Origin of the sequence: Xylanibacillus composti, assembly GCF_018403685.1 — a bacterium.
Lineage (GTDB): Bacteria > Bacillota > Bacilli > Paenibacillales > K13 > Xylanibacillus > Xylanibacillus composti.
The window spans coordinates 30871-55743 of the sequence record NZ_BOVK01000036.1 but is presented as its reverse complement, the minus strand read 5'-3'; the positions used below and the strand labels follow the sequence as shown (position 1 = coordinate 55743).

At 53.9% G+C, this 24873-nt stretch carries 22 protein-coding genes; 17 read left to right on the top strand and 5 right to left on the bottom strand.

Translation table 11 applies throughout. From position 1 onward, the window contains the following. Positions 1 to 21: 21 nt before the first annotated feature. Entirely contained in the window at positions 22 to 1350 is a 1329-nt protein-coding gene (locus XYCOK13_RS13315; RefSeq protein WP_213412652.1) for a DRTGG domain-containing protein, read from the top strand. Positions 1351 to 1840: 490 nt separating this feature from the next. On the opposite strand, the gene XYCOK13_RS13310 is transcribed toward XYCOK13_RS13315, so the two are convergent. Beyond that, a complete protein-coding gene (locus XYCOK13_RS13310; protein WP_213412651.1) occupies positions 1841 to 2146 on the bottom strand; it encodes a YtpI family protein in 306 nt (101 codons plus the stop codon). Between the two features lie 41 nt (positions 2147 to 2187). On the opposite strand from XYCOK13_RS13310, the gene XYCOK13_RS13305 reads away from it, so the two are divergent. Beyond that, complete coding sequence (locus XYCOK13_RS13305) at positions 2188 to 2340, top strand: hypothetical protein (protein WP_213412650.1); 153 nt, start codon at positions 2188 to 2190, stop codon at positions 2338 to 2340. Positions 2341 to 2378: 38 nt separating this feature from the next. On the opposite strand, the gene XYCOK13_RS13300 is transcribed toward XYCOK13_RS13305, so the two are convergent. Together XYCOK13_RS13300 and XYCOK13_RS13295 are read right to left on the bottom strand one after the other, a co-directional pair. Then, the gene (locus XYCOK13_RS13300) at positions 2379 to 2882 is read right to left on the bottom strand and encodes a sporulation membrane protein YtrI (RefSeq protein WP_213412649.1); all 504 of its coding nucleotides are present in this window, start codon (positions 2880 to 2882) and stop codon (positions 2379 to 2381) included. Beyond that, the gene (locus XYCOK13_RS13295; protein WP_213412691.1) at positions 2879 to 3214 is read right to left on the bottom strand and encodes a YtrH family sporulation protein; all 336 of its coding nucleotides are present in this window, start codon (positions 3212 to 3214) and stop codon (positions 2879 to 2881) included. The genes XYCOK13_RS13300 and XYCOK13_RS13295 overlap by 4 nt, the downstream gene beginning before the upstream one ends. A gap of 178 nt (positions 3215 to 3392) precedes the next feature. Here XYCOK13_RS13295 and XYCOK13_RS13290 point away from each other — a divergent pair, with 178 nt between their 5' ends. From XYCOK13_RS13290 to XYCOK13_RS13255, 8 genes are all read left to right on the top strand, one after another. After that, entirely contained in the window at positions 3393 to 6998 is a 3606-nt protein-coding gene (locus XYCOK13_RS13290; RefSeq protein WP_213412648.1) for a DNA polymerase III subunit alpha, read from the top strand. A gap of 74 nt (positions 6999 to 7072) precedes the next feature. Continuing rightward, complete coding sequence (locus XYCOK13_RS13285) at positions 7073 to 7543, top strand: phosphatidylglycerophosphatase A family protein (RefSeq protein ID WP_213412647.1); 471 nt, start codon at positions 7073 to 7075, stop codon at positions 7541 to 7543. 93 nt (positions 7544 to 7636) lie between these two features. Next, entirely contained in the window at positions 7637 to 7828 is a 192-nt protein-coding gene (locus tag XYCOK13_RS13280; RefSeq protein WP_213412646.1) for a glutamate decarboxylase, read from the top strand. Positions 7829 to 7887: 59 nt separating this feature from the next. After that, positions 7888 to 8754, top strand: a complete 867-nt coding sequence (gene accD / locus XYCOK13_RS13275) for an acetyl-CoA carboxylase, carboxyltransferase subunit beta (RefSeq protein WP_213412645.1) — start codon at positions 7888 to 7890, stop codon at positions 8752 to 8754. Next, entirely contained in the window at positions 8747 to 9709 is a 963-nt protein-coding gene (gene accA, locus XYCOK13_RS13270; RefSeq protein ID WP_213412644.1) for an acetyl-CoA carboxylase carboxyl transferase subunit alpha, read from the top strand. Before accD ends, accA begins: the two co-directional genes overlap by 8 nt. Positions 9710 to 9766: 57 nt before the next feature. Beyond that, positions 9767 to 11521, top strand: a complete 1755-nt coding sequence (pyk, locus tag XYCOK13_RS13265; RefSeq protein WP_213412643.1) for a pyruvate kinase — start codon at positions 9767 to 9769, stop codon at positions 11519 to 11521. Between the two features lie 725 nt (positions 11522 to 12246). Next, positions 12247 to 12705: an acyl-CoA thioesterase gene (locus XYCOK13_RS13260; protein WP_213412642.1), complete on the top strand. Its 459-nt coding sequence runs from the start codon at positions 12247 to 12249 to the stop codon at positions 12703 to 12705. A gap of 3 nt (positions 12706 to 12708) precedes the next feature. After that, a complete protein-coding gene (locus XYCOK13_RS13255) occupies positions 12709 to 13104 on the top strand; it encodes an FxsA family protein (RefSeq protein ID WP_213412641.1) in 396 nt (131 codons plus the stop codon). 24 nt (positions 13105 to 13128) lie between these two features. Here XYCOK13_RS13255 and ytvI read toward each other — a convergent pair whose 3' ends face one another. Further along, entirely contained in the window at positions 13129 to 14259 is a 1131-nt protein-coding gene (gene ytvI / locus XYCOK13_RS13250) for a sporulation integral membrane protein YtvI (protein WP_244865141.1), read from the bottom strand. A 175-nt stretch (positions 14260 to 14434) separates the two neighbouring features. Between ytvI and XYCOK13_RS13245 the strand changes: the two genes are divergently transcribed. Further along, complete coding sequence (locus XYCOK13_RS13245) at positions 14435 to 16510, top strand: RNA degradosome polyphosphate kinase (RefSeq protein WP_213412640.1); 2076 nt, start codon at positions 14435 to 14437, stop codon at positions 16508 to 16510. Between the two features lie 33 nt (positions 16511 to 16543). Here XYCOK13_RS13245 and XYCOK13_RS13240 read toward each other — a convergent pair whose 3' ends face one another. Next, positions 16544 to 18073, bottom strand: coding sequence for a Ppx/GppA phosphatase family protein (locus XYCOK13_RS13240; protein WP_213412639.1), 1530 nt, complete (start codon positions 18071 to 18073; stop codon positions 16544 to 16546). 282 nt (positions 18074 to 18355) lie between these two features. Here XYCOK13_RS13240 and citZ point away from each other — a divergent pair, with 282 nt between their 5' ends. The 6 genes from citZ (at position 18356) to XYCOK13_RS13210 (ending at position 24869) form a co-directional block, all read left to right on the top strand. Next, positions 18356 to 19468: a citrate synthase gene (citZ, locus tag XYCOK13_RS13235; RefSeq protein ID WP_213412638.1), complete on the top strand. Its 1113-nt coding sequence runs from the start codon at positions 18356 to 18358 to the stop codon at positions 19466 to 19468. 171 nt (positions 19469 to 19639) lie between these two features. Next, entirely contained in the window at positions 19640 to 20938 is a 1299-nt protein-coding gene (icd, locus tag XYCOK13_RS13230) for an NADP-dependent isocitrate dehydrogenase (RefSeq protein ID WP_213412637.1), read from the top strand. Positions 20939 to 21025: 87 nt separating this feature from the next. Next, positions 21026 to 21970: a malate dehydrogenase gene (mdh, locus tag XYCOK13_RS13225; protein WP_213412636.1), complete on the top strand. Its 945-nt coding sequence runs from the start codon at positions 21026 to 21028 to the stop codon at positions 21968 to 21970. 76 nt (positions 21971 to 22046) lie between these two features. Next, a complete protein-coding gene (locus tag XYCOK13_RS13220; protein WP_213412635.1) occupies positions 22047 to 22469 on the top strand; it encodes a hypothetical protein in 423 nt (140 codons plus the stop codon). A gap of 162 nt (positions 22470 to 22631) precedes the next feature. After that, complete coding sequence (gene yfbR / locus XYCOK13_RS13215; protein ID WP_213412634.1) at positions 22632 to 23213, top strand: 5'-deoxynucleotidase; 582 nt, start codon at positions 22632 to 22634, stop codon at positions 23211 to 23213. Positions 23214 to 23327: 114 nt separating this feature from the next. Then, entirely contained in the window at positions 23328 to 24869 is a 1542-nt protein-coding gene (locus tag XYCOK13_RS13210; RefSeq protein WP_213412633.1) for a fumarate hydratase, read from the top strand. Positions 24870 to 24873 lie beyond the last annotated feature (4 nt).

The following is a 24873-nucleotide window of genomic DNA, read 5'->3' as shown; positions in this document are numbered from 1 at the left end:
AGATTGTAGGCGACGGTTGCGATGAGAGAGGATACTTCTACAAAGCATGAGCAAATCTTGCAATATATTGAGGAACTGGATGTCGGTCAGCAGATTTCCGTCCGGCAAATTGCGAAGGCGCTGCACGTCAGCGAAGGGACCGCATATCGCGCGATCAAAGATGCGGAGAATCAAGGCCTTGTGCAAACCCGCCCCCGCATTGGCACGGTTCGGGTGGGCAAGCGGCACCGGTATCGCATTGACCAGCTGACGTTTCGGGATGTCGTCATGATTGTCGACGGCGAGGTGCTTGGCGGACAAGCCGGCCTGGATACGCCGCTGCACAAATTTGTCATCGGCGCCATGGAATTGGATGATATGATGAAGTACATCGACGCGGGAAGCCTGCTCATTGTCGGCAACCGTGAAGGGGCCCATCGCTTGGCGTTGGAGCAAGGGTCGGGTGTGCTGGTAACAGGCGGTTTCCATACGAGCGACGATATCCGCGAACTGGCCGACGCATTAGGCTTGCCGATCATTACTAGCGGCTATGATACCTTCACCGTGGCATCCATGATTAACCGTGCGATTTATGACCGGCTGATCAAGAAGAAAATTATTTTGGTTGAGGATTTGATCCATGACAAGGAACCGCCTGTAACGGTCAAGGCAAACCAGACGGTCAGCGACTGGATTAAATTTGTGGACAGCACCGGCAACAGCCGTTTCCCCGTTACGGACGAATGGAATCGGGTCATCGGGATGGTGACGCCCAAGGATGTTCTGGATGCGGACCCGAATCAGACGCTGGATCGTCTGATGACGCGAAATCCGCTAACGGTCGGCGTTCAAACGTCCATCGCTTCGGCCGCCCATATGATGGTATGGGAGGGCATCGAGGTGCTGCCCGTAGTAGACCATAATCGCAAGCTGCGCGGCATTATCAGCAGGCAGGACGTCTTGAAGGCGATGCAGTACAGTCAGCGGCAGCCGCAAATGGGCGAGACCTTCGAGGATTTGATGTGGTCGACGTTCGAAGAAATACGCGACGAGACGGGACAGGTGCGGTTTCGTGGCAGCATAACGCCGCAAATGACCGGCGATTTGGGCGTTGTGTCTGAAGGGGTGCTGGCGACTCTGATGACGAAAGCCGCCTTCCAGGTAATCAAGACAGAGCGCAAGGGGGATTTGGTGCTGGACAATGCGTCCACCTATTTCATTCGCCCGCTGCAGCTGGACACGTCGGTAGACATCATTCCCAATGTGCTGGAAATCAGCCGGAAGTTTGCGAAGGTGGACGTCGAGATGTTCCATGAGCAGGTGCTCGTGTGCAAGGCGCTCTTGACTGCGCAGGTGCTGGAGCAGCGGTGATGCAGGAGCAACCTGGCGGCAGGAGCAGGGAGCAGCCGGTGCGCTGTCCGAAGGCCGTGAGATGTTGACGCAGTGTGGATTCATGCAGGGTGCAGCGTTGGTGCACAAAAAAAAAGTGGTTGCCGGGTCTGCAACGCTGATCGAAGGCCGCGACACCCGCAGGGCATCTCCGCGGAAGACACGTGTGTTTGGAGACTGACTGCGGAAAGCCGGGGTGTCAGAGCGTTGAACGCTGTAACGGAAATAGGAGACGTTATTGGATCGAAATAGACGAATGTGGAATTGTAACGGAAGCGAGAGACGTTATTTAGCGGATTTCGCAAGGTATATCCCCGAAATTGCTGGAATAAGGTCCGTGAGTTCCGTTAGATTTGGAAATGCGCGAAAAATGGGCAACTAGTGGCGCTCAGTTCCGTTAGCGTGCAAGGGACAACGTGCAAGGGACAAGCTTAGCGGCCAACGGCCTCTCTTTTTTTTGCGTTGGCTACGCTTACTGTTCCTTCATGCGATTGAACGCTGAATGGTTGCGGATGCCGGCGAACAGGTTGAACAAGCCCAGCAGCAGAAAGATCGTGCCTACAATTAGACGAATGGTAGAGCCTTCGAACAGCATGAGCTGGATCAAGGCGATTATTATCAGCATCAGTCCCATACAGATGTTCGTGCGAGCCCCGTATATGCCTCTCAGCTTCACTGTGTCAGCCCTGCGCGACTTGGTGCTGAAGTAGAAGGAAGCGCCCGCGGCGATAATGGCGGAGAAGGAGAGGGCAGTTTGCCAGAAGGAGATGTCTATCATCAGGATCGTTTCCTTTCACTAAGTTTCCTTCTAACTGTAGCTTGTACCGATCCAGATTGCAAGCCGGCCAGCATGAGGCTGCCGTTCAACCGCGGCTGCCGCATCAGCCGGAAGGCGATGGGCGGCTCAAGCGGCAGGAATGCGACGCTCAAGACCTGCCGGAGTGGTCGGGCGGCCAGACCGGACCGGAATGACCCAGGTCTGACTTGACTGGCCAAGATGCATTATCCCCTTACGTGCTTCCAGGCTTTATCTCCTCTACTTCAATCCATACACGCAATTCTCCGTATATGACGAACAACGAACTGATGCGGACCATATAATCCTTCCCGTCTTGATCGCGGATTAGCTGGCTGTACAAGCTTTTTACATGTTGCGCGCCGGAATCCAGCACGGAGATTTTTTGGCCTACCCATATATCGCGAAGCTTCTCCCAGACATGGTGGCGTATGCGATTTTGGATGACCTCCTCCAGCGGTTTTGCGCCCGGTTCGGCTTCGATCCGTACGTCGATCGAGCGGATGACCGTTTGGCTGTTTTTATGTTTTTCCAGATCGACGATGTCCGATTTCAGCTTGTTGTTTTCCTCGGTAAGCCGGCTATTGTCTTCCAATATCAGATGAAAGTTGTGCTGCACGATGCTCATGAATACGGCGGCGCCCACAATGGCTCCGCACAGAAAGATCGCCCCCAGACGAATGCGGTGCATCCACAGGGAAAAGGGCGGCACCCTCATCCCTCTCCTCCTCCCGCGCAGATCCATTGAATGAGCCGGGTTCCCATGGAAGCGCCGATAAATGCGCTGATGATCAAGAGGATTTGCTTGAGCGCCAGTATATACTGGCTGTCGCTAAAGTTGGTTTCAATCATGCGGAAAGGGTCGATCGTCCCGCCGATTGCGGCTACAACCGCCCAGATTTTGATTTTGTCGGCTATCGACTCCATGTGCAGTTTGGGAGATTCCAGAGTCAAGATGGCCGCGATTCCGCCCAGCATGGCCGCGCCCAGCACGACACCGAACGCTTGCAAGAAATGATAGATCAGCTGTTTGATGAAATAGGCGTTCATGGACAGACCTTCCTTCGTTTTCGAGACTGGTGTTCCGCCAGACGGCCGCATCCGCATGCCGGCTTCGACCGCCTTTAGTATATGTATAGGAAAGGCTGTCCCGATTATGATAAAATAGTTGTTAACGAATAGGAGTTCGCATAGCTGTCGGATTTGAAAGAGAATGGAGCCGATCACAATGGGCGAATTTGTACATCTGCACGTGCATAGCGAATATAGTCTGCTGGATGGCGCCGCCCGCATTTCAGATCTGGTCAAACAGGCTTCGGCACATGGCATGAAGGCGCTGGCTTTGACCGATCACGGAGTGATGTACGGCGCGATTGCGTTTTACCAGGCGTGTCAGGCGCACGGCATCAAGCCGATTATAGGCTGCGAGGCTTACGTCACCGAAGGCTCCCGCAAGCAGCGGGGCTCGCGCCAGGATCAGCGTATCTACCATCTGATTTTGCTGGCGCGCAATTCGGAAGGGTACCGCAATCTGATGAGGCTGTGCTCGATCGGACACCTGGAAGGCTTCCATTACAAGCCGAGGGTGGATCTTGAGGCATTGGCGGCTCATGCCGAAGGCATCACGGCGTTAAGCGCCTGCCTGGGCGGCGAGGTTGCGCAAGCCTTGCTGGCTGACCGGATGGACATGGCAAGAGAGGCCGCGCTGCGCTACCGCGGCATCTTCGGCGAGCATTTTTATTTGGAGCTGCAGGATCACGGATTGATCGAGCAAAGGAAAGTCAATCAGAAGCTGATCGAACTCAGCCGGGAGACGGGCATTCCGCTTGTTGCGACGAACGATGTGCATTACCTGCAGCCGGAGGATCAGACCGTGCAGGATACCCTCATCTGCATTGGCACGGGGAAGACGGTCGAGGATGACGACCGGCTGAAGATGCACACGAACCAGATGTATCTGAAGAGCGGCGCAGAAATGGAGAAGCTGTTCCCGCATTGTCGGGAAGCCTTGGAAGCGACGGTGCGGATAGCGGATGCGTGCAATCTCGATCTGACGTTTGGCCGCACTGCTTTGCCGCATTATTTCCCTGTGCCGGAAGGGCAGGGATCGGGCAGCTTTTTGCAGCAGCTGTGCGCGCAGGGACTGAAGGAACGGTATGCGGCTCTGCCGGAATGGCAGGATGGCGGCTGGCGCGCTCAAGCGGAACAGCGGCTTGCCTATGAGCTTCAGGTAATTGGCAAGATGGGCTATGAAGATTACTTCCTGATTGTATGGGACTTTATCCGCTATGCGAAGGAGCGGGGGATCGCCGTAGGTCCGGGCAGAGGTTCCTCGGCGGGCAGTCTTGTCGCGTACGCGCTTGCGATTACCGATGTCGATCCCCTGAAATACGGACTGCTCTTCGAGCGATTTCTCAATCCGGAACGGGTGACGATGCCCGATATCGATATCGATTTCAGCGATGAGCGCCGGGACGAGGTCATTGATTATGTGGCGGACAAGTACGGAACGGATCGCGTAGCTCAAATCATTACATTCGGGACGATGGCTGCCAAGGCTGCTGTGCGAGACGTTGGCCGCGCGCTGGGCTTCAGTTATGCCGACGTGGATCGGATCGCCAAGATGATTCCCGCCCAGCTCGGCATCACCATTGACAAGGCGCTGGAGCAATCGTCTTCCTTGCAGGCAGCGGTCGAGCAAGACAGCAAGGCGCGCGAGCTGATTGAAGTGGCGCGCAAAGTGGAAGGGATGCCAAGGCACGCATCCACCCATGCCGCGGGAGTCGTCATCTCGAAGGATGCGCTGACCGATCATGTGCCGCTGCAGACAGGTACGGAGAAGGTTGCGCTCACCCAGTATTCGATGGAACACCTGGAAGCGGTTGGCCTGCTGAAGATGGATTTCCTTGGCCTGCGCACTTTGTCTATTATCGAACGCACCTTGGATTGGATAGAGAAGCTAGGGGGCGGATCGATTGACTTGCGCAGCATACCGGATGATGATCCCGCCACATACGAAATGCTGTCGCGAGGAGATACCACCGGCATTTTTCAGCTCGAATCCGCCGGTATGAGAAGGGTGCTGCGGGAGCTGAAGCCGTCCTGCTTCGAAGACATCATCTCGGTGCTCGCGCTGTATCGACCGGGACCGATGGAGTTTATCCCGCGCTACATCGAAGCGAAGCATGGCCGAGCCGACGCGGACTATCCGCATGCCGATCTGGAACCGATCCTGCGGGATACGTACGGCATTATCGTGTATCAGGAGCAAATCATGCAGATCGCGTCACGCATGGCGGGCTTCTCCCTAGGCGAAGCGGACTTGCTTCGGCGCGCCGTTTCCAAGAAGAAGCGGGAAGTGCTTGACAAGGAACGCGAGCACTTTGTGGCAGGCAGCCTGAAGCAGGGCTATCAGGCGAGCGACGCCCATCTTGTCTATGACATGATCGTCCGCTTCGCCGACTACGGCTTCCCCCGCGCGCATGCGACAGCATACGGCGTCCTGGCTTATCGCACCGCATACTTGAAGGCGAACTACCCCGTGCCATTTATGGCGTCTATGCTGACCTCGGTAATGGGCAATCACCGGAAGATGGCCGAATATGCGGATGAATGCCGGCGTATGCGGATTCGCGTGCTAGGTCCGGATGTGAACGAAAGCAATATCAGCTTCACGCCGCTGGCGGGTGCGCCAGACGGCGATATCGGGGCAATTCGCTTTGGCCTCGCGGCTGTGAAGAACGTTGGCACGCAGGCGATGGAATCGATCATTAAGGAAAGGAAGAGCGGTCCGTACAGCAACTTGGCGGATTTTTGCAATCGTGTTGATCTGCGGGTTTGCAACAAGCGTGTGATCGAATCCCTGATTCTGGCCGGGGGCATGGACGCGATGGACGGCCATCGCGCCCAGCTGCTGGCAGCTCTGGACGAAACGGCGGACACAGCGGCGAAGCGGAAGAAGGAACGGGACGAGCTGCAGCTCGATATGTTCGGCTTTCAGGAAAGCGTCAACTGGCAATTCGAGCTGCCCGACGTCCCGGCTTTTAGCCGTGCGCGCGAGCTGGAGCTGGAACGTGAGCTGCTCGGACTTTACTTGTCCGGACACCCGCTTGATGATTATCGCGACAAGATGGAGGCTCTGGGCGTTGTGCCTCTGCATGAGCTGGAGCATGCCCCGGACAATCGAATGGTAGAGGTAGCCGGCAGGGTGCTGTCGGTGAAGCCGATTGTCAGCAAGAAGGGCAAGGCGATGGCGTTCATGGAGCTGGAGGATCGGATCGAGCGCGTGGAGGTTGTGGTTTTTCCGGAGACCTGGTCGCGCTACGGGCCGGAAGTGGAGAAGGGGCGGCTGCTCTTCCTGCGGGCGCGTGTCCAGCAGCAAGATGGGGAGCAGCAGGTGAAGCTGCTTGCGGATATGATCTGTTCCCTCGACGAGGCGGAACCGGGAAGTGCGGCCGTTCGTCCCGACAGGCAGCCCCGGAAGCGGCACCAGCAGGCGGGAGCCGCGTCCGTTCGAAACAACGCGCCGGGCAGACAGGAGCCGCCGGCGGCAGCCCCTTCCAGGCCGGCACGCTCTCACGCAGCCGCTCCTGCGGCAAGCGGGGCCAAACAGAAGGTCTTTGTCAAAATTGCTGCGGACAAGGAAACGCCCGCGCTGCTGAAGGAACTTCAGGTTCGCCTGCAGCAGCATCCCGGTCCGTTGCCGGTCGTGCTTTACTATGAACGCGAAGGGCGCACGCTTGTCCTGAACGAGCGGTACCGCATAAAGCCTTCGCGGGAGCTGTTCGCAGCAATTGAGGAGCGCTTTGGCAAAGATACGGTAAAGGTGAAATAATTCGGCTGTCCCCCGCATACATTGTTCTTACATCCTCGCACCGGGACGAGGACAGAAGACAGGGGGATTCGCCCATGGATGATCAGAAGAAGATGATTGCCTTGCTGGAGCGCAGAGGCGTACGCGTCGAGCAGATCGCTGATATCGTCTTCCGCCTTCAATATCCATATCATCCCCAACTAACGCTGCAGGATTGTGTGGAAAGCGTCAAGGCTGTGCTGACCAAGCGGGATGTGCAGTACGCGATCTATACGGGCGTGGCGTTGGACGAGTTGGCTGAACAGAAGCTGCTGCCCGAGCCGCTCCAGTCCATTATGGAAAAAGACGAGTCGCTGTATGGCGTGGACGAGGTCATGGCGCTTGGCATCACGCATGCTTACGGGATGATTGGACTAACCAGCTTTGGCTATCTGGACAAAAAAAAGATCGGCATTATCCGCAGTCTGAATGACGAAACCGCACGGATTCATGTGTTTCTGGACGATTTGGTGGCCGGTGTTGCGGCAGCCGCCTCGGCGCGCATTGCCCACAGGCAGCAGGGGTAACGGCAATCTCAGGGCTTTTCTTGCTTGAAAAAGCGCACTTATGATATCATTAATCCATTGCAAAGCCTTGACCTTAGGGAGGGTTTATAACCCATGTGGACGGTAATTTACATCGCCCCTACCGCCAAGATCGCCGAATCGATCAAACAAAAGCTACAGGACGAAGGGTTTCTGGTTCAGTTACGGCCTATTAATCTATCGAAACAGCAATTTGAAGTGTTGGTCCCGGAGGCTGAGGTGGAAGAAGTGCAGGATGTTCTGAACGAATTGTTTAACAAAGGATAGTTCCGAATAGTCCGGCTGCTTGAGCCGGCAGGAAGGTCCGCCTTGTGGGGTGTGAAATCATGCTAAAAGATTTTTTTCATAAAAAACGCAAATATGCAGTGATCCCATCGGAACAGACGAAACGGGATATTCCCGAAGGACTGATGAGCAAGTGTCCGAAGTGCGGCGCCATTCAGACGAGCAAGGAGCTCGATAAAAATCTGAAAGTGTGCCCGTCATGTGGGTATCATATGAAACTGAATGCGAGAGAGCGGATCCAGATGATCATGGATGAAGGACGGTTGTTCGAATACGATGCCGATATGATCTCCGAAGATCCGCTCGAATTTCCGGGCTATGCGGACAAGCTGGTGCAGCAAGCAGAGAAGTCCGGCTTGAGAGATGCAGTGGTTACGGGAGAAGGAACGATCGGCGGCTTTCCGGTCGTTTGTGCTGTCATGAGCTTTGATTTCTTCAGCGGCAGCATGGGCTCGGTCGTTGGCGAGAAGATTACACGCGCCGTGGAACGCGCCACGCAGAAGGGCTACCCGCTCATTGTGTTCTCGACTTCCGGCGGCGCCCGCATGCAGGAGAGCATCCTGAGCCTGATGCAGATGGCGAAGACGAGCTCGGCGCTGGCCAGATTCAGCGACAAGGGCGGCTTGTTTATTTCGGTCTTCACCGATCCGACGCTCGGCGGCGTTACCGCCAGCTTCGCGATGCTGGGGGATATCATCTTGGCTGAGCCGGGTACGATTGTCGGCTTTGCGGGCCGCATTGTCATAGAGCAGACGATCCGCCAGAAGCTGCCGGACAACTTCCAGACGGCCGAGTTCAATTTGCAGCACGGCCAGCTGGATAAAGTGGTGAACCGGAAGGAGATGCGCAGCACCCTGATCAAACTGCTTGATCTGCATACGGTGAAGGAGGGAGTTTCGCGTGGCTAACGAATTGCCGTTTGAGCAGCCGCTGGAGGAGTTGCGGAGCAAGATTGAAGAACTGCGGAGGTTTGGCTCAGAGAAGCAAATTGATTTCTCAGAGGAAATCGCCCGCTTGGAAGAACGTTATGCCCAGCTGCAAAAAGAAATATTCGTGCAGCTAGTGCCTGCGCAAAAAATGCAAATTGCCCGCCATCCGCAACGTCCAACCTCGCTTGATTACATACAAGCGATTTTTGACGATTTTATTGAGCTGCATGGAGACCGGGCCTTCGCGGACGATTTGGCGATCGTCGGCGGAATTGCCAAGCTCAATGGCGTGCCGGTCACGGTTGTGGGCCATCAGAAAGGGAAGGATACGAAGGACAACATTGCCCGCAACTTCGGCATGCCTCATCCTGAAGGCTTCCGCAAAGGCTTGCGTTTGATGAAGCAGGCGGACAAGTTCGGACGTCCCATCATCACGTTCATCGATACGCCTGGCGCCTATCCCGGCGGCGCTGCGGAAGAACGCGGCCAAGGGGAGGCCATCGCCAGAAACTTGCTGGAGATGTCCACCTTCGGCGTCCCGATTATTTGTGTCGTCATCGGAGAGGGAGGAAGCGGCGGCGCTCTCGCGCTGGGAGTCGGCAATCGGGTGCTCATGCTGGAAAACGCGATTTATTCGGTTATTTCGCCGAATGGCGCCGCATCCATTCTGTGGAAGGACGCCTCCAAAGCGGACAAGGCTGCGGAAGCGATGAAGATAACCGCTCAGGATTTGCAAGAGATGAACATCATCGACGATATTATCCCCGAACCGAGCGGCGGTGCGCACCGTGATCCTGCCCAGCAGGCTGAGGCAGTCAAGATCTCGTTAACCCGGCACCTGGAGGAGCTGCGCCATTGGGACAGTGACCGGCTTCGGCAGGATCGGTTCGACAAGTACAGGCAAATCGGCACATTCACGTACTTGCAGGGCTAACAGCAACGAAACCGAATTCAACCAGACAAAGAACATTTCTAGGAGGAAAAAGAAACCATGCGAAAGACCAAGATTGTTTGTACGATTGGACCTTCCAGCGAAGCGCTGGACATGACGAAAAAGCTGATCGAAGCCGGAATGAACGTGGCGAGATTGAACTTCTCCCACGGTGATTTCGAAGAGCATGGCAACCGGATCAAGAACATCCGGATAGCGTGCAAGGAGTTGAACAAGACCGTTGCGATCCTGCTTGATACGAAAGGGCCGGAAATTCGGACCGGCAAGCTGAAGGAAGAGCCGATTGATCTTGTACAGGGCGAGCAGCTGATCCTCACTACAGAGGAAATTTTGGGCGATGCGAGCCGTCTCTCTGTTACATATGAAAACCTGCCGAAGGATGTCGAGGTAGGTTCTACGATTTTGATTGACGACGGCCTGATTGGCTTGACCGTTGAAAAGGTAGAAGGAACGGAAATTTACTGCCGGATTGTCAATGGCGGTCAAATCAAGAGCAAGAAGGGCGTCAATGTGCCGGGAGTACGCATTTCCCTGCCGGGCATCACGGAAAAAGACGCGAACGACATCATTTTTGGCATCGAGCAGGGCATTGACTTTATCGCGGCTTCCTTCGTTCGGAAGGCCAGCGATGTGCTGGAAATCCGCGAGCTGCTCGAAAAGCACAATGCCTCCCATATCCAAATTATCTCCAAGATCGAAAACCAGGAGGGCGTGGACAACCTCGATGAAATTCTTGAGGTATCCGACGGTCTTATGGTAGCGCGCGGCGATTTGGGCGTTGAAATTCCGGCAGAGCAAGTGCCGCTCGTCCAAAAGCAAATGATCAAGAAGTGCAATCTCGTCGGAAAACCGGTTATTACGGCGACGCAGATGCTGGATTCGATGCAGCGCAACCCGCGTCCGACACGCGCTGAAGCCAGTGACGTGGCTAATGCCATCTTCGACGGAACGGATGCGATCATGCTGTCCGGCGAAACGGCGGCAGGAAAATATCCAGTGGAATCGGTTGAAACGATGTCCCGCATTGCAGAGAGTGCCGAGTCTGCGCTGGAGTACCGTGAAATTTTCGTCAAGCAAAGCCTGGCACAGCAGACGACCGTAACGGAAGCGATCAGTCAAGCGGTGGCGAATTCCGCTTTGGATTTGAACGCGCAAGCGATTATCACATCGACAGAGAGAGGCTTTACTGCGCGCATGGTTTCGAAATATCGGCCGAAAGCGCCGGTTGTCGCGGTTACTCCAAACGCTGATGTCATGCGCCGTTTGTGCCTCGCTTGGGGGGTAATTCCGGTGTTGGGACGTGTCGCGCAAACAACGGACGAGATGTTCCAGCTAGCGCTTGACAGCGCGATGGAAGCGAAGGCGATTAAGCTGGGCGATCTGGTCGTCATTACGGCAGGTGTGCCCGTCGGCCGCTCTGGCACGACAAATCTGATCAAGATTCACCATGTCGGGGAGATGATCGCCAAAGGCCAAGGCATTGGCAATCAAAATGCGACGGGACATGTCGTTGTAGCCAAAACAGCACAGGAAGCGCTGGAGAAGGTAACAGAAAACAGCATTCTGGTGACGGTGTCTACAGACAAGGAATTTGTCCCGGCCATGAAGAAGGCAGCGGGCATTATTACCGAGACGGGCGGCATTACGTCCCATGCAGCAGTTGTGGGATTGGAGCTTGGCAAATCGACCATTATCGGTGTGGCCAATGCGACCTCTCTTTTCACCGACGGCATGGAAATTTCGATGTATGGCGAAGTGGGCGTTATCAGCTCCGGACGTGCTAACGTACTGTAAACGACCGGTGGACCGGGAGCTGCTGCATGCTGGTGTACAAGCAAGCGGCCGGCGGCGTGGCGCAACAAGGCAAGAACAAGAGCGAGCAAGCGGATGATTCCGCAGCCGCTCTTTTTTTACAATCAGGCCCCCGCGAAAGTAATCGGAATACGCTTCGAAGTTGCGTTTCACATTCGTGAGTTAATGGGGGTCCCGCGAAAGTCCAGGAATACGCTTCGAAGTTGCGTTTCACATTCGTGAGTTAATGGGGGTCCCGCGAAAGTCCCAGAAACACGCATCGAAGCTTCGTTTCACATTCACGGGTTAAGAATGGGGTTCCCCCGCCGAGGCGGTATTCAGGTTGTCGTGGTTGCAATTATTCGCGATTTGAACGAAAAATCGTATATAGTTTCCAGAATAGTAGGCGCTAATAACGTTTTTGAACGAAAAATCGTATAAAACCACGAGCTGCCGGAGGTAACACCCATTTTTTGAACGATAAATCGTACAAAAGTTGAAAAAAACCATCATGTGAGAACGAGTTTGAACGAAAAATCGTACAACTGGGCAAGTCAATGAGAGGTCCCAATGAATTGCCAGCCCGAAGAGGAACGTGAAGGACTCCAAACATGCATCGAAGCATCGCTTCACATCGTGGGTTAAGAATGGGGTTCCGCGAAAGTAACAGGAACACGCTTCGAAGTTGCGTTTTACATTCGCGGGAAAACTAAAAGGAGGAGGCAGCCATGAAGGGTTATGCGGTTGAGAGCAGGTGGTTTGAGCATACGATCCGCGTACGCTACCAGGAAACGGATCAGATGCGGGTCGTGTATCATACCCATTATGCGAATTGGTTTGAATGGGGTAGAGCAGAGATGATACGGGAAGCCGGCATGCCGTATCGGGAGATGGAAGACCGTGGGCTCATGTTGCCGGTCACAGCGCTGGACGTGGCGTATCGGTTACCGGCTCGCTATGATGACGAGGTGTGTATTCGGACGAGGCTTACCGCATTTTCTCCGATACGTCTGGCGTTCGGCTACGAAATTGTGAGAGAAAAGGAGTTGCTGGCAAGCGGCAGTACCGAGCATATCTGGTTGAACACAGAGTGGAAGCCCGTGCGCTTGGACCGCGCAGCACCTGATATGTATGCGCTGCTGCTGCAAATCGTTTTCGGCGAAAGCGAAGGCAAGGAAGGGGGTTAGACGATGTTCAAGTTGTTGCTGCTATTGCTGATCGTCGTTCCTGCAATTGAAATTTGGCTGATGATTTTGATTGGCGGACAGATCGGAAGCTGGAACACGCTGCTGCTTATTCTGCTTACAGCAGTAGCAGGCGCTTATTTGACCAAACGAGAAGCGAGCCTCGTCTGGTCACAGGCTCGCTTCGAGATGGAGAACCATCGGGTGCCAGGGAGGCACCTGTTGGATGGCATTTGCATTCTGATTGGGGGCGTGCTGCTGCTCGCGCCTGGTTTTTTGACAGATGCCGTGGGGTTTCTTTTGATTTTTCCCCCGACCCGGCTTTGGTTTCGTGTGCTGCTCATGCGCGTACTGCAGAAAGCGCTGTCCAAAGGCACCATTCGCTTCATTCACCGCCGGTAAAGATCGGGATGTGAGACTGTGGGCTCACTTCCCCGTATGTATGGTTGAGCCGTGTTGAATGTAGCGCCATACATCCCTGAATACGCCGGCTTTCTGGATAGTCAGCATCAGGACTAGTGTAACCGGGCCGATGATCAGGCCGAGCACACCGAACAAGCCCAAGCCGACAAACATGGCAATCAGCGTAGCCAGCGAGTTCATGCCGATGCTGGTTGCCAGCACTTTCGGTTCGATGATGGATCGGGTGACGAGCACAACTCCATACAGAATGGAGAGCCCTATGCCAAGCGGAATATTGCCGCTTATGAACGTATAGATGATCCAGGGGATCATGGCGGCGCCAGTACCCAGGTAGGGAAGAAGGTCAACAAGCCCGATCAGCAGGGCAATCGTGACAGCATAATCGACTCGCATAATCATGAGTCCGATCATGATGAACAATGCGGTAATCGAGATCATGATCAATTGCGCCCGCAAATACCCGAACAACGCCCTGCCAAGTCCAAACCACACGGTGCCGAAAGGCTGGCTGATGCGGCTCGGGAACACACGCTTCAACCAAGCTTTGATCTTGTACCAATCCTTCGCAATAAAGAAGGCAGCCAGCAGCGCGACAATAATTACAAAAGCCATGCTGGGCAGTGATGCAGCCAGATTGACGATGCCGGTCACAAAGCCGGTCAGCAGTTTTGTCGTTGTTTCGGTTACGCGATCACCGAGTGTTGTCAAATTAGAGTCGATGGTCGTGTGGTAGCGTTCATTTTGCGCATAGAAGCGGCTGAATTGAGCCAGCGTGTTTTGCCACTGTTCGGATTGGATGAGGGCAATGACGTTGTTGACCCATCCCTCGATATTGGCCTCGACATAGGCGACCAGCTTGCCAATTTGGACTACGATGCGGCTGACTATAAGCGTCAGCAACGCCATCACAATGCCGACGAACAGGATAAGCGAGACCGTAACGGCCAGCCACCTGGGAAAACGGGCTTTGCCCTCCAATACATTGGTCAGCGGGATGAGCGCAAACGCGATCAGCCACCCGATCAGGAAGGGGTATACTAACGGCGTTACATAGATGATGGCCAAGACAATGGCCGCTGCAACGATGAGCACCCATATGGCCCGCAAGGTCTGGGCTATGCGTATCGAATCCAAGCGTTCACCTCCCCGTATATGTTTGGTTTGATTTATTTTACCACAGCTACTGCGCAATGACACGCGAGCGGAGAACATCCCGGACAAGTCTTTTAACCCACAATTTACAATTCCTTAACATGGGGTTAACAATGTCGAATCATAATGAAATAAGGAAAAGGATGGGGGGAAAACCGTGGATAGAGCTTCCGAACGGAACAAAAATCAGCCAATTTACTTGAATCGAGATTTGAGCTGGATCGAATTCAATCGACGTGTCATGGAAGAAGCTCAGGACCATACTACGCCTCTGCTGGAGCGGGTGAAATTTCTGTCCATTGTGTCCAGCAATTTGGATGAATTTATGAGTGTTCGCGTAGCGGGAGTTCAGGACCAGGTGAAGGCAAAGTATACGAAGGAGGACTTTACCGGCTATACTCCGCAGGTGCTGCTGAACAAAATTATGAAACGCTCCTCGCAGATGGTTCAAGCGCAGTACAAGACATACCGGGAGCTGATTCGGCTGCTGGCGAAGGAGCAGGTCATACTTACAGATTATGAAAGCTTGAATCAATCGCAGCAGCGGTCGTTGGATGAGTATTTTCATGATATTGTATTCCCTGTGCTGACGCCGATGGCGGTGGATCAGAGCCGCCCCTTCCCGCTTGTGCACTCGCTGGGCATTTATTTGGCAGTGGTGCTGCGCCGCGATGAAGATTCGACGGAAGAAGAAGAGCCTTATTTCGCCATTGTTCAAGTCCCTTCCATTTTAAATCGATGCATAGAAGTTCCGGTGCGGCAAAACAGCAAGAAGCGGGAATATATTCTGCTGGAGCACTTGATCAAGCAGCATATCCACACGTTATTCAGCGGATATACGCCTATAGCTGTGCATGACTTCCGAATTACAAGGAATGCAGATCTGACCCTGAACGAAGAAGGGGCGGAGGACTTGCTGGAGGAAATTGAGAAGGAGCTTCGCCGCCGCCGCTGGGGAGTGCCGGTACGCTTGGAAGTAGAAAGAGGCATGCATCCTTATTCGCTGGACATGCTGAAGGATGAATTTGAGATTGAAGATCATGTGCTTGAGATTGATGGACCATTGGACTTGACCTTTCTGATGAAGTTCAGCGCGCAGGTGCCCGGTCTGGAACATTTGCGTTACCCGAAGGTGGCGCCTGTTTATCCGAGGGAATTCGATGATTCCGATGATTTGTTTGCCGTGCTGCGGCAGCAGGACGTGTTGATTCACCATCCTTACGAGTCCTTTGACGCGGTGAACGATTTCCTGGAACAAGCGGCAGAGGACCCGAAAGTGCTGGCGATCAAGATGACGCTGTACAGGGTAAGCGGCAACAGTCCGATCATCCGGTCGCTCGCCAAGGCAGCTGAGGCAGGCAAGCAGGTAACCGTAGTGGTGGAGCTGAAGGCCAGGTTTGACGAGGAGCGGAATATTGCTTGGGCGCGCCAGCTGGAGAAGACAGGATGTCATGTCGTATATGGACTGGTTGGGTTGAAGACGCATGCCAAAATTTTGCTCATTGTCCGACAGGAAATGAACTATTTGCGCAGATATGTGCACGTGAGCACGGGCAACTACAATGACAGTACGGCACGTCTTTATACGGATACAGGGTTGTTCACGACTCACCCGATAATTGGTGAGGATGCGTCAGCTCTGTTCAATGAAATCACAGGGTATTCATCGCCGCATGAGTGGCAGGCGTTCGCTGTGGCGCCTGACGGTTTGCAGGACAGGCTTTTTGAGCTGATTGACCGGGAAGCCAAAAATGCGCGCAAGGGCAAGCCGGCCAAAATTATAGCGAAGATGAACTCCTTGAGCAACCAGGCCATGGTGGATCAGCTGTACAAAGCGTCGCAGGCAGGGGTGCAAATCGATCTGATCATACGAGGGGTGTGCTGTTTATGTCCGGGTGTGAAGGGATTAAGCGAGAACATCCGCGTGTACAGCATCGTGGACCGTTATCTGGAGCACTCCCGCATTATATTCTTTGAGAATGATGGGAATCCGGAACTGTACTTATCCAGCGCAGACTGGATGACACGCAATTTGACGCGAAGAATTGAATTGATGTGTCCAGTGTTTGACTATCGGCTCAAGCAATCGCTGATCAACTTGCTGGAGCTGTCCCTGCGCGACAATGTCAAGGCGCGGAAGCTGCTGCCCTCCGGCCAGTACGCCCGGGTGGAGAACAACCAGCCTCCGCTGCGCAGTCAATTCGCTGCGGAAGATATCGACAGCTGGAAGTAGGCATGTCAAGAAGGAAGCGGCGGGTCGGAGGAGTCAGCCTTCCCGCCAGAGCGGGGCAACCTTCCAGCTTTTCTTGAAGTCTGAGGCGACGGCCTCGACTTCGCGGGCTTCGATGGAAGCGTTCCAGCGCGTTTTGACATTAAGCGCCAACTGCTTGTTCTGCAGCTTGCACGACATCGATTCGATTGGCTGTGTTTCGCTTCGGTCCAAAGCGACAGCCAGTTGCAGAACGGTCCCCAACTTCTCGCATACCCCGAGGTCTTCTTCGCTGAGGATATCGCGATAAGGAGCTGCTGCTTTCTTGCAGCGGCTCTTTGATTTGTATGAGGCGATCAAAGCGACCATAAGCGTTTCCCGATGGGACAGCCCATAGATTGCGGAATGCGCGATCAGGTAAAACGTATGCTTCTGGTAATCGTATAGATCGACGGAAATCCCGATGCGGTACAGCAGGGAAGCAGCATGAAGAAGCGTCGCTTCGCGCTCTCCGTAGCCATGTATCGGCCGCAGTTCGCTGTACAGCTCCTGGGCCAGCTTGTTCACTTGATTGACGTGATCAAGGGAAACCGCCGGGTGCAGGCTGATCAGATTGCGCACGCTGTGTTCCAATACGTTGGACAGCGCATTCGCTCCCGGGAAGACGGATTCGTAAAATACGCCGTTTCTCAGTCCGGCGCCGCAAACCACATAATGACTGGCATGGATTTGCTCAAAAATAGTATGCAAAATGGTCAATCCCGGCACAATAAGATCAACCCTGTCCTTGGACAGGCCTTCCACTTTTTTGCGCTGCTCATAGGAAAGCGAGGACAGTTGAGTAAGCATCGCAGCAACAGTTGGCGCGTCCATCTCATACTGATGTGTTTTGGCAAGGGAATATTTGCGCTGTTTTTGGTCGATTTTACATATATTGCGGATCGTCCCGCCAAGCCCGATGAGCGGAAGGCCGGGATGGACAGCCGCCCAGGCATGCTGCTGCAACTCTTCGGAAATAAACTGCCTCAGCTTGCTCAGGCCATCCGGGCTAAGCTCGCCGTTTTCCGTGAAGCGCTTGCTCATATTCACTGCGCCGAAAGGAAAGGAGTGGCTTTCCAGCACCGTCCGGTTCCGGAAAAGAGTAAGCTCCGTGCTGCCCCCGCCAATATCGAGCAGAAACCCTTCCTGCATATCCAGTGTCTGCATGGCGCCGAGAAAGCCGAGTCTCGCCTCATCCTCGCCTGACAGCACTTCAATGTGCAGGCCGCTTGCTTCTTCCAGGTAGGCGCGGATTTCCCCGCTGTTCGCGGCATTGCGAATCGCTGCAGTTGCTGTGGCGCGAATGCGCTCAGCGCCGTTCACACTGCAGAGCAGCTTGAAATGCTGCAGGGTGTCGACGAGGCTGTTCAGCGCTTGAATGGGGATGCTGCCGTCAGCCAGCACCTTCCCGCTCAGGCGGACAGAGGCCTTGCTCTCATCGATCACGCGGATGCGCCGCTCCAACACGGATGGCGTGTATTCATATATGACCAGCCGAACAGAGTTCGAGCCTATGTCGATGATGCCGATGCGTTTGGTTTCGCTCAATTCAAGTCTCTCCTTTTTGACCTGGGGAAGGGGTGTCCCGCTCACCTGGCACGAGGTCTTCTGACTATTTTAGCATGTGTCAACCAATGAGCAAAAGCATGTCGAAAGCAGGAACGCGAAAAAAACTTTATTGTAGTGATAATAAAGTTTAATGTGTGCTTTTGTTCCTTTCTCCATCGAAATACCTTATTATAAATTTAAGGCTGTTTATAGGAAAAATTTATCCATAGTCTATTAGTTTTATCACAGACAGCGCATTCGTTTAACAAAGGAGAGAAAACGATGACTGCTACCAAGGGTCTTGAGGGCATCGTAGCGACAACTTCGTCCATCAGCTCGATCATAGACGGAGTGCTGACGTATCGCGGAATCAACATCGATGACCTCGCGGAAAAAGCCTCTTACGAGGAAGTCGTGTATCTGTTGTGGTTTGGCAAGCTGCCCAACCGTGCTGAATTGAATGATCTGATTGCGAAGCTAAGCCAAAACGCGGCTTTGCCGGAGCAGGTGCTGGACTTGATCCGCGCTACGCCGAAGAATGTCAATACGATGGCTGCGCTGAGAACGTTCGTCTCTGCATTGGCTTTGTACGATGAAGAGGCCAATGATATGGACGTGGATGCGAACGTACGCAAGGCGATTCGCCTGCAAGCACAGCTGCCTGCGATCGTAGCAGCCTTCTCCCGCATTCGTGAAGGCAAGGAGCCGATCGCGCCGAAGGAAGGCGCAGGCATCGCGGAAAACTTCCTTTATATGCTGACCGGTCAAGAGCCGGAAGCGATTGCTGTAGAAGCTTTCAACAAAGCATTGGTACTTCATGCCGATCATGAATTGAATGCCTCTACCTTCGCATCCCGCGTTACGGTTGCGACGCTCTCGGATATCTACTCCGGTGTTGTCTCGGCAATCGGCGCTTTGAAGGGCCCCTTGCATGGCGGCGCCAATGAAGCCGTAATGGCCATGCTGGAAGAAGTCGGAAGCATCGACAATGTCGAGCCATACATTCAGGACAAGCTGAACAATAAAGTGAAGATTATGGGCTTCGGCCACCGGGTGTACAAAAATGGCGACCCGCGTGCCAAGCATTTGCAGAAGATGTCGGAGCAGCTGGGCAAGCTGACGGGCAACACCAATTGGTACGAAATGTCCGTGAAGATTGAAGAGCTCGTTACCGGCATGAAGGGGTTGAAGCCGAACGTGGATTTCTATTCCGCGTCCGTCTATACATCGCTTCAAATTCCGCGCGACTTGTTCACACCGATATTTGCCGTAAGCCGCGTATCGGGCTGGACTGCGCACATTTTGGAGCAGTATGAGAACAACCGCCTGATCCGCCCGCGTGCGGAGTATACCGGGCCATCGCATCAAGCTTTCGTTCCAATCGAACAGCGCTAAGCTGAATTTGCCGCATGGTCGCATTTGGGACACATAGATCAAGTATACGGAACAAACGGGCGTAACCGGTCCTTGCGGCCGGCAGCACCCGTTCGTCTTCATGCGCATGAAGCTCATGTGTCATGACATTGGATAGAGATGCTGCAAGCAATTAAAGGAGGAAACAATACTATGCCGCAATTCAAGAAGTTTGAACAACCGACACAAGGTCAACCCATTACCCTGCAGGGCGGAAAACTGAATGTACCGAACGAACCAATCGTGCCTTTCATCGAAGGAGACGGAACTGGACCGGACATCTGGGCAGCTGCGCAGCGCGTATTGGATGCCGCAGTAGAGAAAGCCTACAAAGGCGAGAAGAAAATCGCTTGGTACGAAGTCTATGCAGGAGAGAAGTCCAATAACAAATACGGCGAATGGCTGCCTGAGGATACGCTGACTGCGATTCGCGAATATCTCGTTGCGATCAAAGGACCATTGACAACGCCAATCGGCGGCGGAATCCGTTCTTTGAACGTTGCGCTTCGCCAAGAGCTGGATCTGTATGCATGCGTACGTCCGGTTCGCTATTTCACTGGCGTGCCTTCTCCGGTCAAGCGTCCGGATCTGGTAGATATGGTCATCTTCCGTGAGAACACAGAGGATATCTATGCAGGCATCGAATATCAATCCGGAAGCGATGAAGTGAAGAAGGTCATCCAGTTCCTCCAGCAGGAAATGGGAGTGAACAAGATCCGCTTCCCGGAAACGTCCGGTATCGGCATCAAGCCTGTGTCGTCTGAAGGCTCCAAGCGCCTCATTCGCGCAGCGATCGAATATGCAATTCAGCATAACCGCAAATCTGTTACCCTTGTACATAAGGGGAACATCATGAAATTTACCGAAGGTGCCTTCAAGAACTGGGGCTATGAGCTGGCTGAGCAAGAGTTCGGCGACAAGACATTCACATGGGGACAATATGACCGCATCAAGGAAGCGGAAGGCGTAGAAGCAGCGAACAAAGCGCAGAAGGAAGCGGAAGAAGCGGGCAAAATTATTATCAAGGATGCTATTGCGGACATCGCTCTGCAGCAAGTCCTGACTCGCCCTCGCGACTTCGACGTGATCGCTACCCTGAACCTGAACGGCGATTACTTGTCCGATGCATTGGCAGCGCAAGTCGGCGGCATCGGCATCGCGCCGGGAGCCAACATCAACTATGCAACAGGGCATGCAATCTTCGAAGCAACGCATGGTACTGCACCGAAATACGCAGGCCTGGACGTTGTAAATCCGGGATCGGTTATCTTGTCCGGCGTTCTGATGCTGGAGCACCTGGGCTGGCAGGAAGCGGCTGACCTCATTTACCAAGGCATGGAGCGTTCCATCGCGAACAAGACCGTCACTTATGACTTTGCCCGCTTGATGGACGAAGCAACTGAAGTAAAATGCTCGGAATTCGGCAACGAAATTATTAAGAACATGAACTAAGATCGAACATGAATGCAGAAGGAAGGGCAAGCTCGGCTTCCCTTCCTTCCGTCGTCCTGAACCACGGAAAGGAGGAGCGATTCACCGATGGCAATTACGCGCAGGAAAATTACGGTTGTCGGCGCAGGCTTTACCGGTGCGACTACGGCGCTTATGCTGGCTCAGAAGGAGCTTGGCGATGTAGTGCTGGTTGATATTCCGCAACTGGAAAATCCGACTAAAGGCAAAGCGTTGGATATGTTGGAAGCGAGTCCTGTGCAGGGATTTGACAGCAGCATTGTCGGCACTTCCAGCTATGAGGAGACCGAAGGCTCTGATCTTGTGATCATTACGGCAGGCATAGCCCGCAAGCCGGGCATGAGCCGGGACGATCTGGTGAACACCAATGCCGGCATCATGCGATCGGTTTGCGAGAATATCAAGGTGAAGTGTCCGAATGCCTATGTCCTGATTCTTAGCAATCCGGTGGATGCCATGACCTACGCGGCTTATGAGTCGCTCGGCTTTCCGAAGAACCGGGTCATCGGCCAGTCCGGTGTTCTGGATACGGCTCGTTACTGCACATTCATCGCGCAAGAGCTGAATGTCTCCGTTGAAGATGTTCGCGGCTTCGTGCTAGGCGGCCACGGTGATGATATGGTTCCGCTTGTCCGGTATTCCAGTGTAGGCGGTATTCCCATCGACAAGCTGATTCCACAAGATCGGATTGAAGCCATCGTGCAGCGGACGCGCACAGGCGGGGGCGAGATTGTCAACCTGCTTGGCAATGGCAGTGCATACTATGCGCCGGCTGCTTCGCTTGTACAAATGGCAGAGGCGATTCTAAAGGACAAGAAGCGCGTGCTTCCGGCGATTGCTCTGCTTGAAGGCGAATATGGCTATGATGAGCTGTTCATGGGCGTGCCTGTTTTGCTTGGCGGCGACGGTATTGAAAAAGTGTTCGAGTTGGAATTGACAGCAGAGGAGAAGGCCGCGCTCGACAAGTCGGCACAATCGGTTACGAATGTGATCAATATTGTAAAAGGCGGCTAATGGGAACACCCCGACCCCGGATCAGCAGGGACCGCATCCTTGCATCCGGGGTGATTTACATGAGAGGAGGCATACGATGTATCAGGCCAGTTATTTTATTCACGTGCTATCGGCCATTGTCACCCTGTTTTATCTGCTTCTGCCCTTTCTGATTACTTCCGGCCTTCGGGCGGAGGGCAACCGGAACAAGACGTTCGGGTTTCTGGTTACGGGCAATCGCATTGGGCAATATGTTTTGATTCTTGTATTTCTTTCCGGCGGATACATGTCAAGCAAGGCGGGCGTTTCCATCGCCTGGACCATTGTGGCTACCGTCTTGATTCTTGCCATGTTCGCCATGACCGGAATTATGTCGAAACCGCTGAAGTCCATTCGCAGCGGCTTGCTGGATGCGCAAGCATTGGGACAAGCGGCAGGAAAGGCACGCAAGCTCGGCTGGATTAACGCTCTGGTTCTGGTGGTGCTTGTGGTGCTGATGCTGAACCCGACACTTTTCTAGGTAACAAAAAGAAAATAGCAACAGTATCCCGCGATTATAAAGGTAACGTTTTTTTTGTGTATTGATCTGATCGCCGCTTGCGATGAGTCAAAGCCACAAAGTCATACGTACTGTCGCGGGTTCTTTATTATGCATAGACAAAGATTATGGGGGAGTGATGTAATGGAGCATTATGCGTTCCCGGCCCTACTGTATCGCATGAAGGACATTCACCGTTGGTCGCTTATGCGCAACACCCAGCAGGAGTCTGTTGCCTTGCACTCCTATTATGTTGCAGTGTGGACGCATCTGCTGTGCACGATCGGCAACGTCGTATATGGCAAATCACTGCCAGTGGAACAGATTGCGTCCAGGGCTCTGTTCCATGATGCAACGGAGGTGTTTGTCGGTGACGTAGCCCAGCCGGTCAAACACAGCAATCCGGGCATACTTCAGCACTTCCGGGATATTGAGCGCGCGGCAGCCGAACGGATGGCGGATATGCTTCCTGATGGTCTGCAAGAAGTGTACCGTCCTCTGATTAGTCCGGATAAAGGGAGCTACGACCACTATGTCAAAGCGGCTGATTTGTTGGATGCTTACCTGAAATGTGTTTCGGAGCTCTCGGCAGGGAATCAGGAATTCAAGGTGGCTAAACAGCAAATCGAAGATCAGTTGAAGCGATTGGAGCTCGAGGAGGTGGACTACTTCCTCCAGCAGATGGCGCCTGCCTTCGAGAAGACGATCGATGAACTGTCGATCTAAGCGCAGGTTGGAAGGAGAAGCACCTTATCAAGCAGTGTGGAGTGTGCTAATATGGAAAGAGAATCTTTTAGCATATGGACCCTAAATATTGTTCGGGAGGAGCAGCGATAGACCATGAAACAATTCGAAGAAAGCATGTATCAGCTAATCGTGGAAACCTCGACCGTACTGCCTGCGGACGTGCGCGATGCCATTCGCAAAGCCCGGGAGCAGGAAGATCAAGGCACACGCGCCGCATTGGCGCTTTCGACTATAGCGGGAAATATTGATTCGGCAGAGACGAATGTTTCTCCGATTTGTCAGGATACAGGCATGCCGACGTTCGTCATTCATACGCCTGTCGGCGTCAATCAGCTGGAGATCAAAAAGCACATCAAGCATGCGATTCAGCGCGCAACCGCAGACGGCAAGCTGCGCCCGAACTCTGTAGATTCCTTGACAGGGGCCAATTCGGGCGACAACCTCGGTGCGGGAACGCCGGTCTTTCACTTCGAGCAGTGGGAAGAGGATCAGATTGAAGTGAAGCTGATCTTGAAGGGCGGCGGCTGCGAGAATAAGAATATTCAGTACAGTCTGCCGATGGAATTGGAAGGCTTGGGCAAGGCCGGAAGAGACCTGGACGGCATACGCAAATGCATCATGCACGCTGTGTATCAAGCGCAGGGACAGGGCTGCAGCGCCGGCTTTATCGGTGTAGGCATTGGCGGCGACCGTACGAGCGGCTATGAGTTGGCGAAGCAGCAGCTGTTCCGCGAAGTGGACGATGTGAATCCGAACGAGGATTTGCGCAAGCTGGAGGAGTATGTGATGGAGCATGCCAACCAGCTGGGTATCGGGACGATGGGCTTTGGCGGACAGGCGACACTGCTTGGCTGCAAAGTTGGCGTCATGAACCGCTTGCCGGCAAGCTTCTTTGTATCCGTTGCTTATAACTGTTGGGCATTTCGCCGTATGGGCGTCTTGGTTGACCCGCAAACCGGCGAAATTTCGAAATGGCAGTACAAACGCGGCAAGGGCAATGCGATGGCGGCTGCAGACGAGGCAGCCAAGGAAGAGAAGCAGCCCGAAAAGCGGCGCGAGGTAGTCCTGCAAGCGCCTATTACCGAGGAGCAGATTCGCGATCTGCGTGTCGGCGACGTCGTCGTCATCAATGGCCTGATGCATACAGGACGCGATGCGCTGCACAAGTATTTGATGGATCACGATGCGCCGGTCGATCTGAACGGTCACGTTATTTATCACTGCGGCCCGGTTATGATGAAGGATGAACATGGCGAATATCACGTCAAGGCGGCAGGACCGACTACGAGTATTCGGGAAGAACCGTATCAGGGCGATATTATGAAGAAGTTCGGCATTCGGGCCGTGATCGGCAAGGGCGGCATGGGCGCCAAGACGTTGAAGGCTCTCCAAGAGCATGGAGGCGTATATCTGAATGCAATCGGCGGTGCTGCTCAATACTACGCGCAAACGATCAAGAAGGTGGAGGGCGTTCACTTCTTGGAATTCGGCATTCCGGAGGCGATGTGGCACCTGCAGGTGGAAGGCTTTGCAGCAATCGTGACGATGGACTCTCACGGCAACAGCCTGCATGCAGACGTAGACAAGGACTCTCTGGAGAAGCTGGCCGAGTTCAAAGAGCCGGTGTTCGCGTAAGACA

Coding starts and splice junctions, on each gene's coding strand:
- XYCOK13_RS13315 (WP_213412652.1), top strand. CDS start 22: ATGAGAGAGGATACTTCTACAAAGCATGAGCAAATCTTGCAATATATT.
- XYCOK13_RS13310 (WP_213412651.1), bottom strand. CDS start 2,146: ATGATAGACATCTCCTTCTGGCAAACTGCCCTCTCCTTCTCCGCCATT.
- XYCOK13_RS13300 (WP_213412649.1), bottom strand. CDS start 2,882: ATGAGGGTGCCGCCCTTTTCCCTGTGGATGCACCGCATTCGTCTGGGG.
- XYCOK13_RS13295 (WP_213412691.1), bottom strand. CDS start 3,214: ATGAACGCCTATTTCATCAAACAGCTGATCTATCATTTCTTGCAAGCG.
- XYCOK13_RS13290 (WP_213412648.1), top strand. CDS start 3,393: ATGGGCGAATTTGTACATCTGCACGTGCATAGCGAATATAGTCTGCTG.
- XYCOK13_RS13285 (WP_213412647.1), top strand. CDS start 7,073: ATGGATGATCAGAAGAAGATGATTGCCTTGCTGGAGCGCAGAGGCGTA.
- XYCOK13_RS13280 (WP_213412646.1), top strand. CDS start 7,637: ATGTGGACGGTAATTTACATCGCCCCTACCGCCAAGATCGCCGAATCG.
- accD (WP_213412645.1), top strand. CDS start 7,888: ATGCTAAAAGATTTTTTTCATAAAAAACGCAAATATGCAGTGATCCCA.
- pyk (WP_213412643.1), top strand. CDS start 9,767: ATGCGAAAGACCAAGATTGTTTGTACGATTGGACCTTCCAGCGAAGCG.
- XYCOK13_RS13260 (WP_213412642.1), top strand. CDS start 12,247: ATGAAGGGTTATGCGGTTGAGAGCAGGTGGTTTGAGCATACGATCCGC.
- XYCOK13_RS13255 (WP_213412641.1), top strand. CDS start 12,709: ATGTTCAAGTTGTTGCTGCTATTGCTGATCGTCGTTCCTGCAATTGAA.
- citZ (WP_213412638.1), top strand. CDS start 18,356: ATGACTGCTACCAAGGGTCTTGAGGGCATCGTAGCGACAACTTCGTCC.
- icd (WP_213412637.1), top strand. CDS start 19,640: ATGCCGCAATTCAAGAAGTTTGAACAACCGACACAAGGTCAACCCATT.
- mdh (WP_213412636.1), top strand. CDS start 21,026: ATGGCAATTACGCGCAGGAAAATTACGGTTGTCGGCGCAGGCTTTACC.
- XYCOK13_RS13220 (WP_213412635.1), top strand. CDS start 22,047: ATGTATCAGGCCAGTTATTTTATTCACGTGCTATCGGCCATTGTCACC.
- yfbR (WP_213412634.1), top strand. CDS start 22,632: ATGGAGCATTATGCGTTCCCGGCCCTACTGTATCGCATGAAGGACATT.
- XYCOK13_RS13210 (WP_213412633.1), top strand. CDS start 23,328: ATGAAACAATTCGAAGAAAGCATGTATCAGCTAATCGTGGAAACCTCG.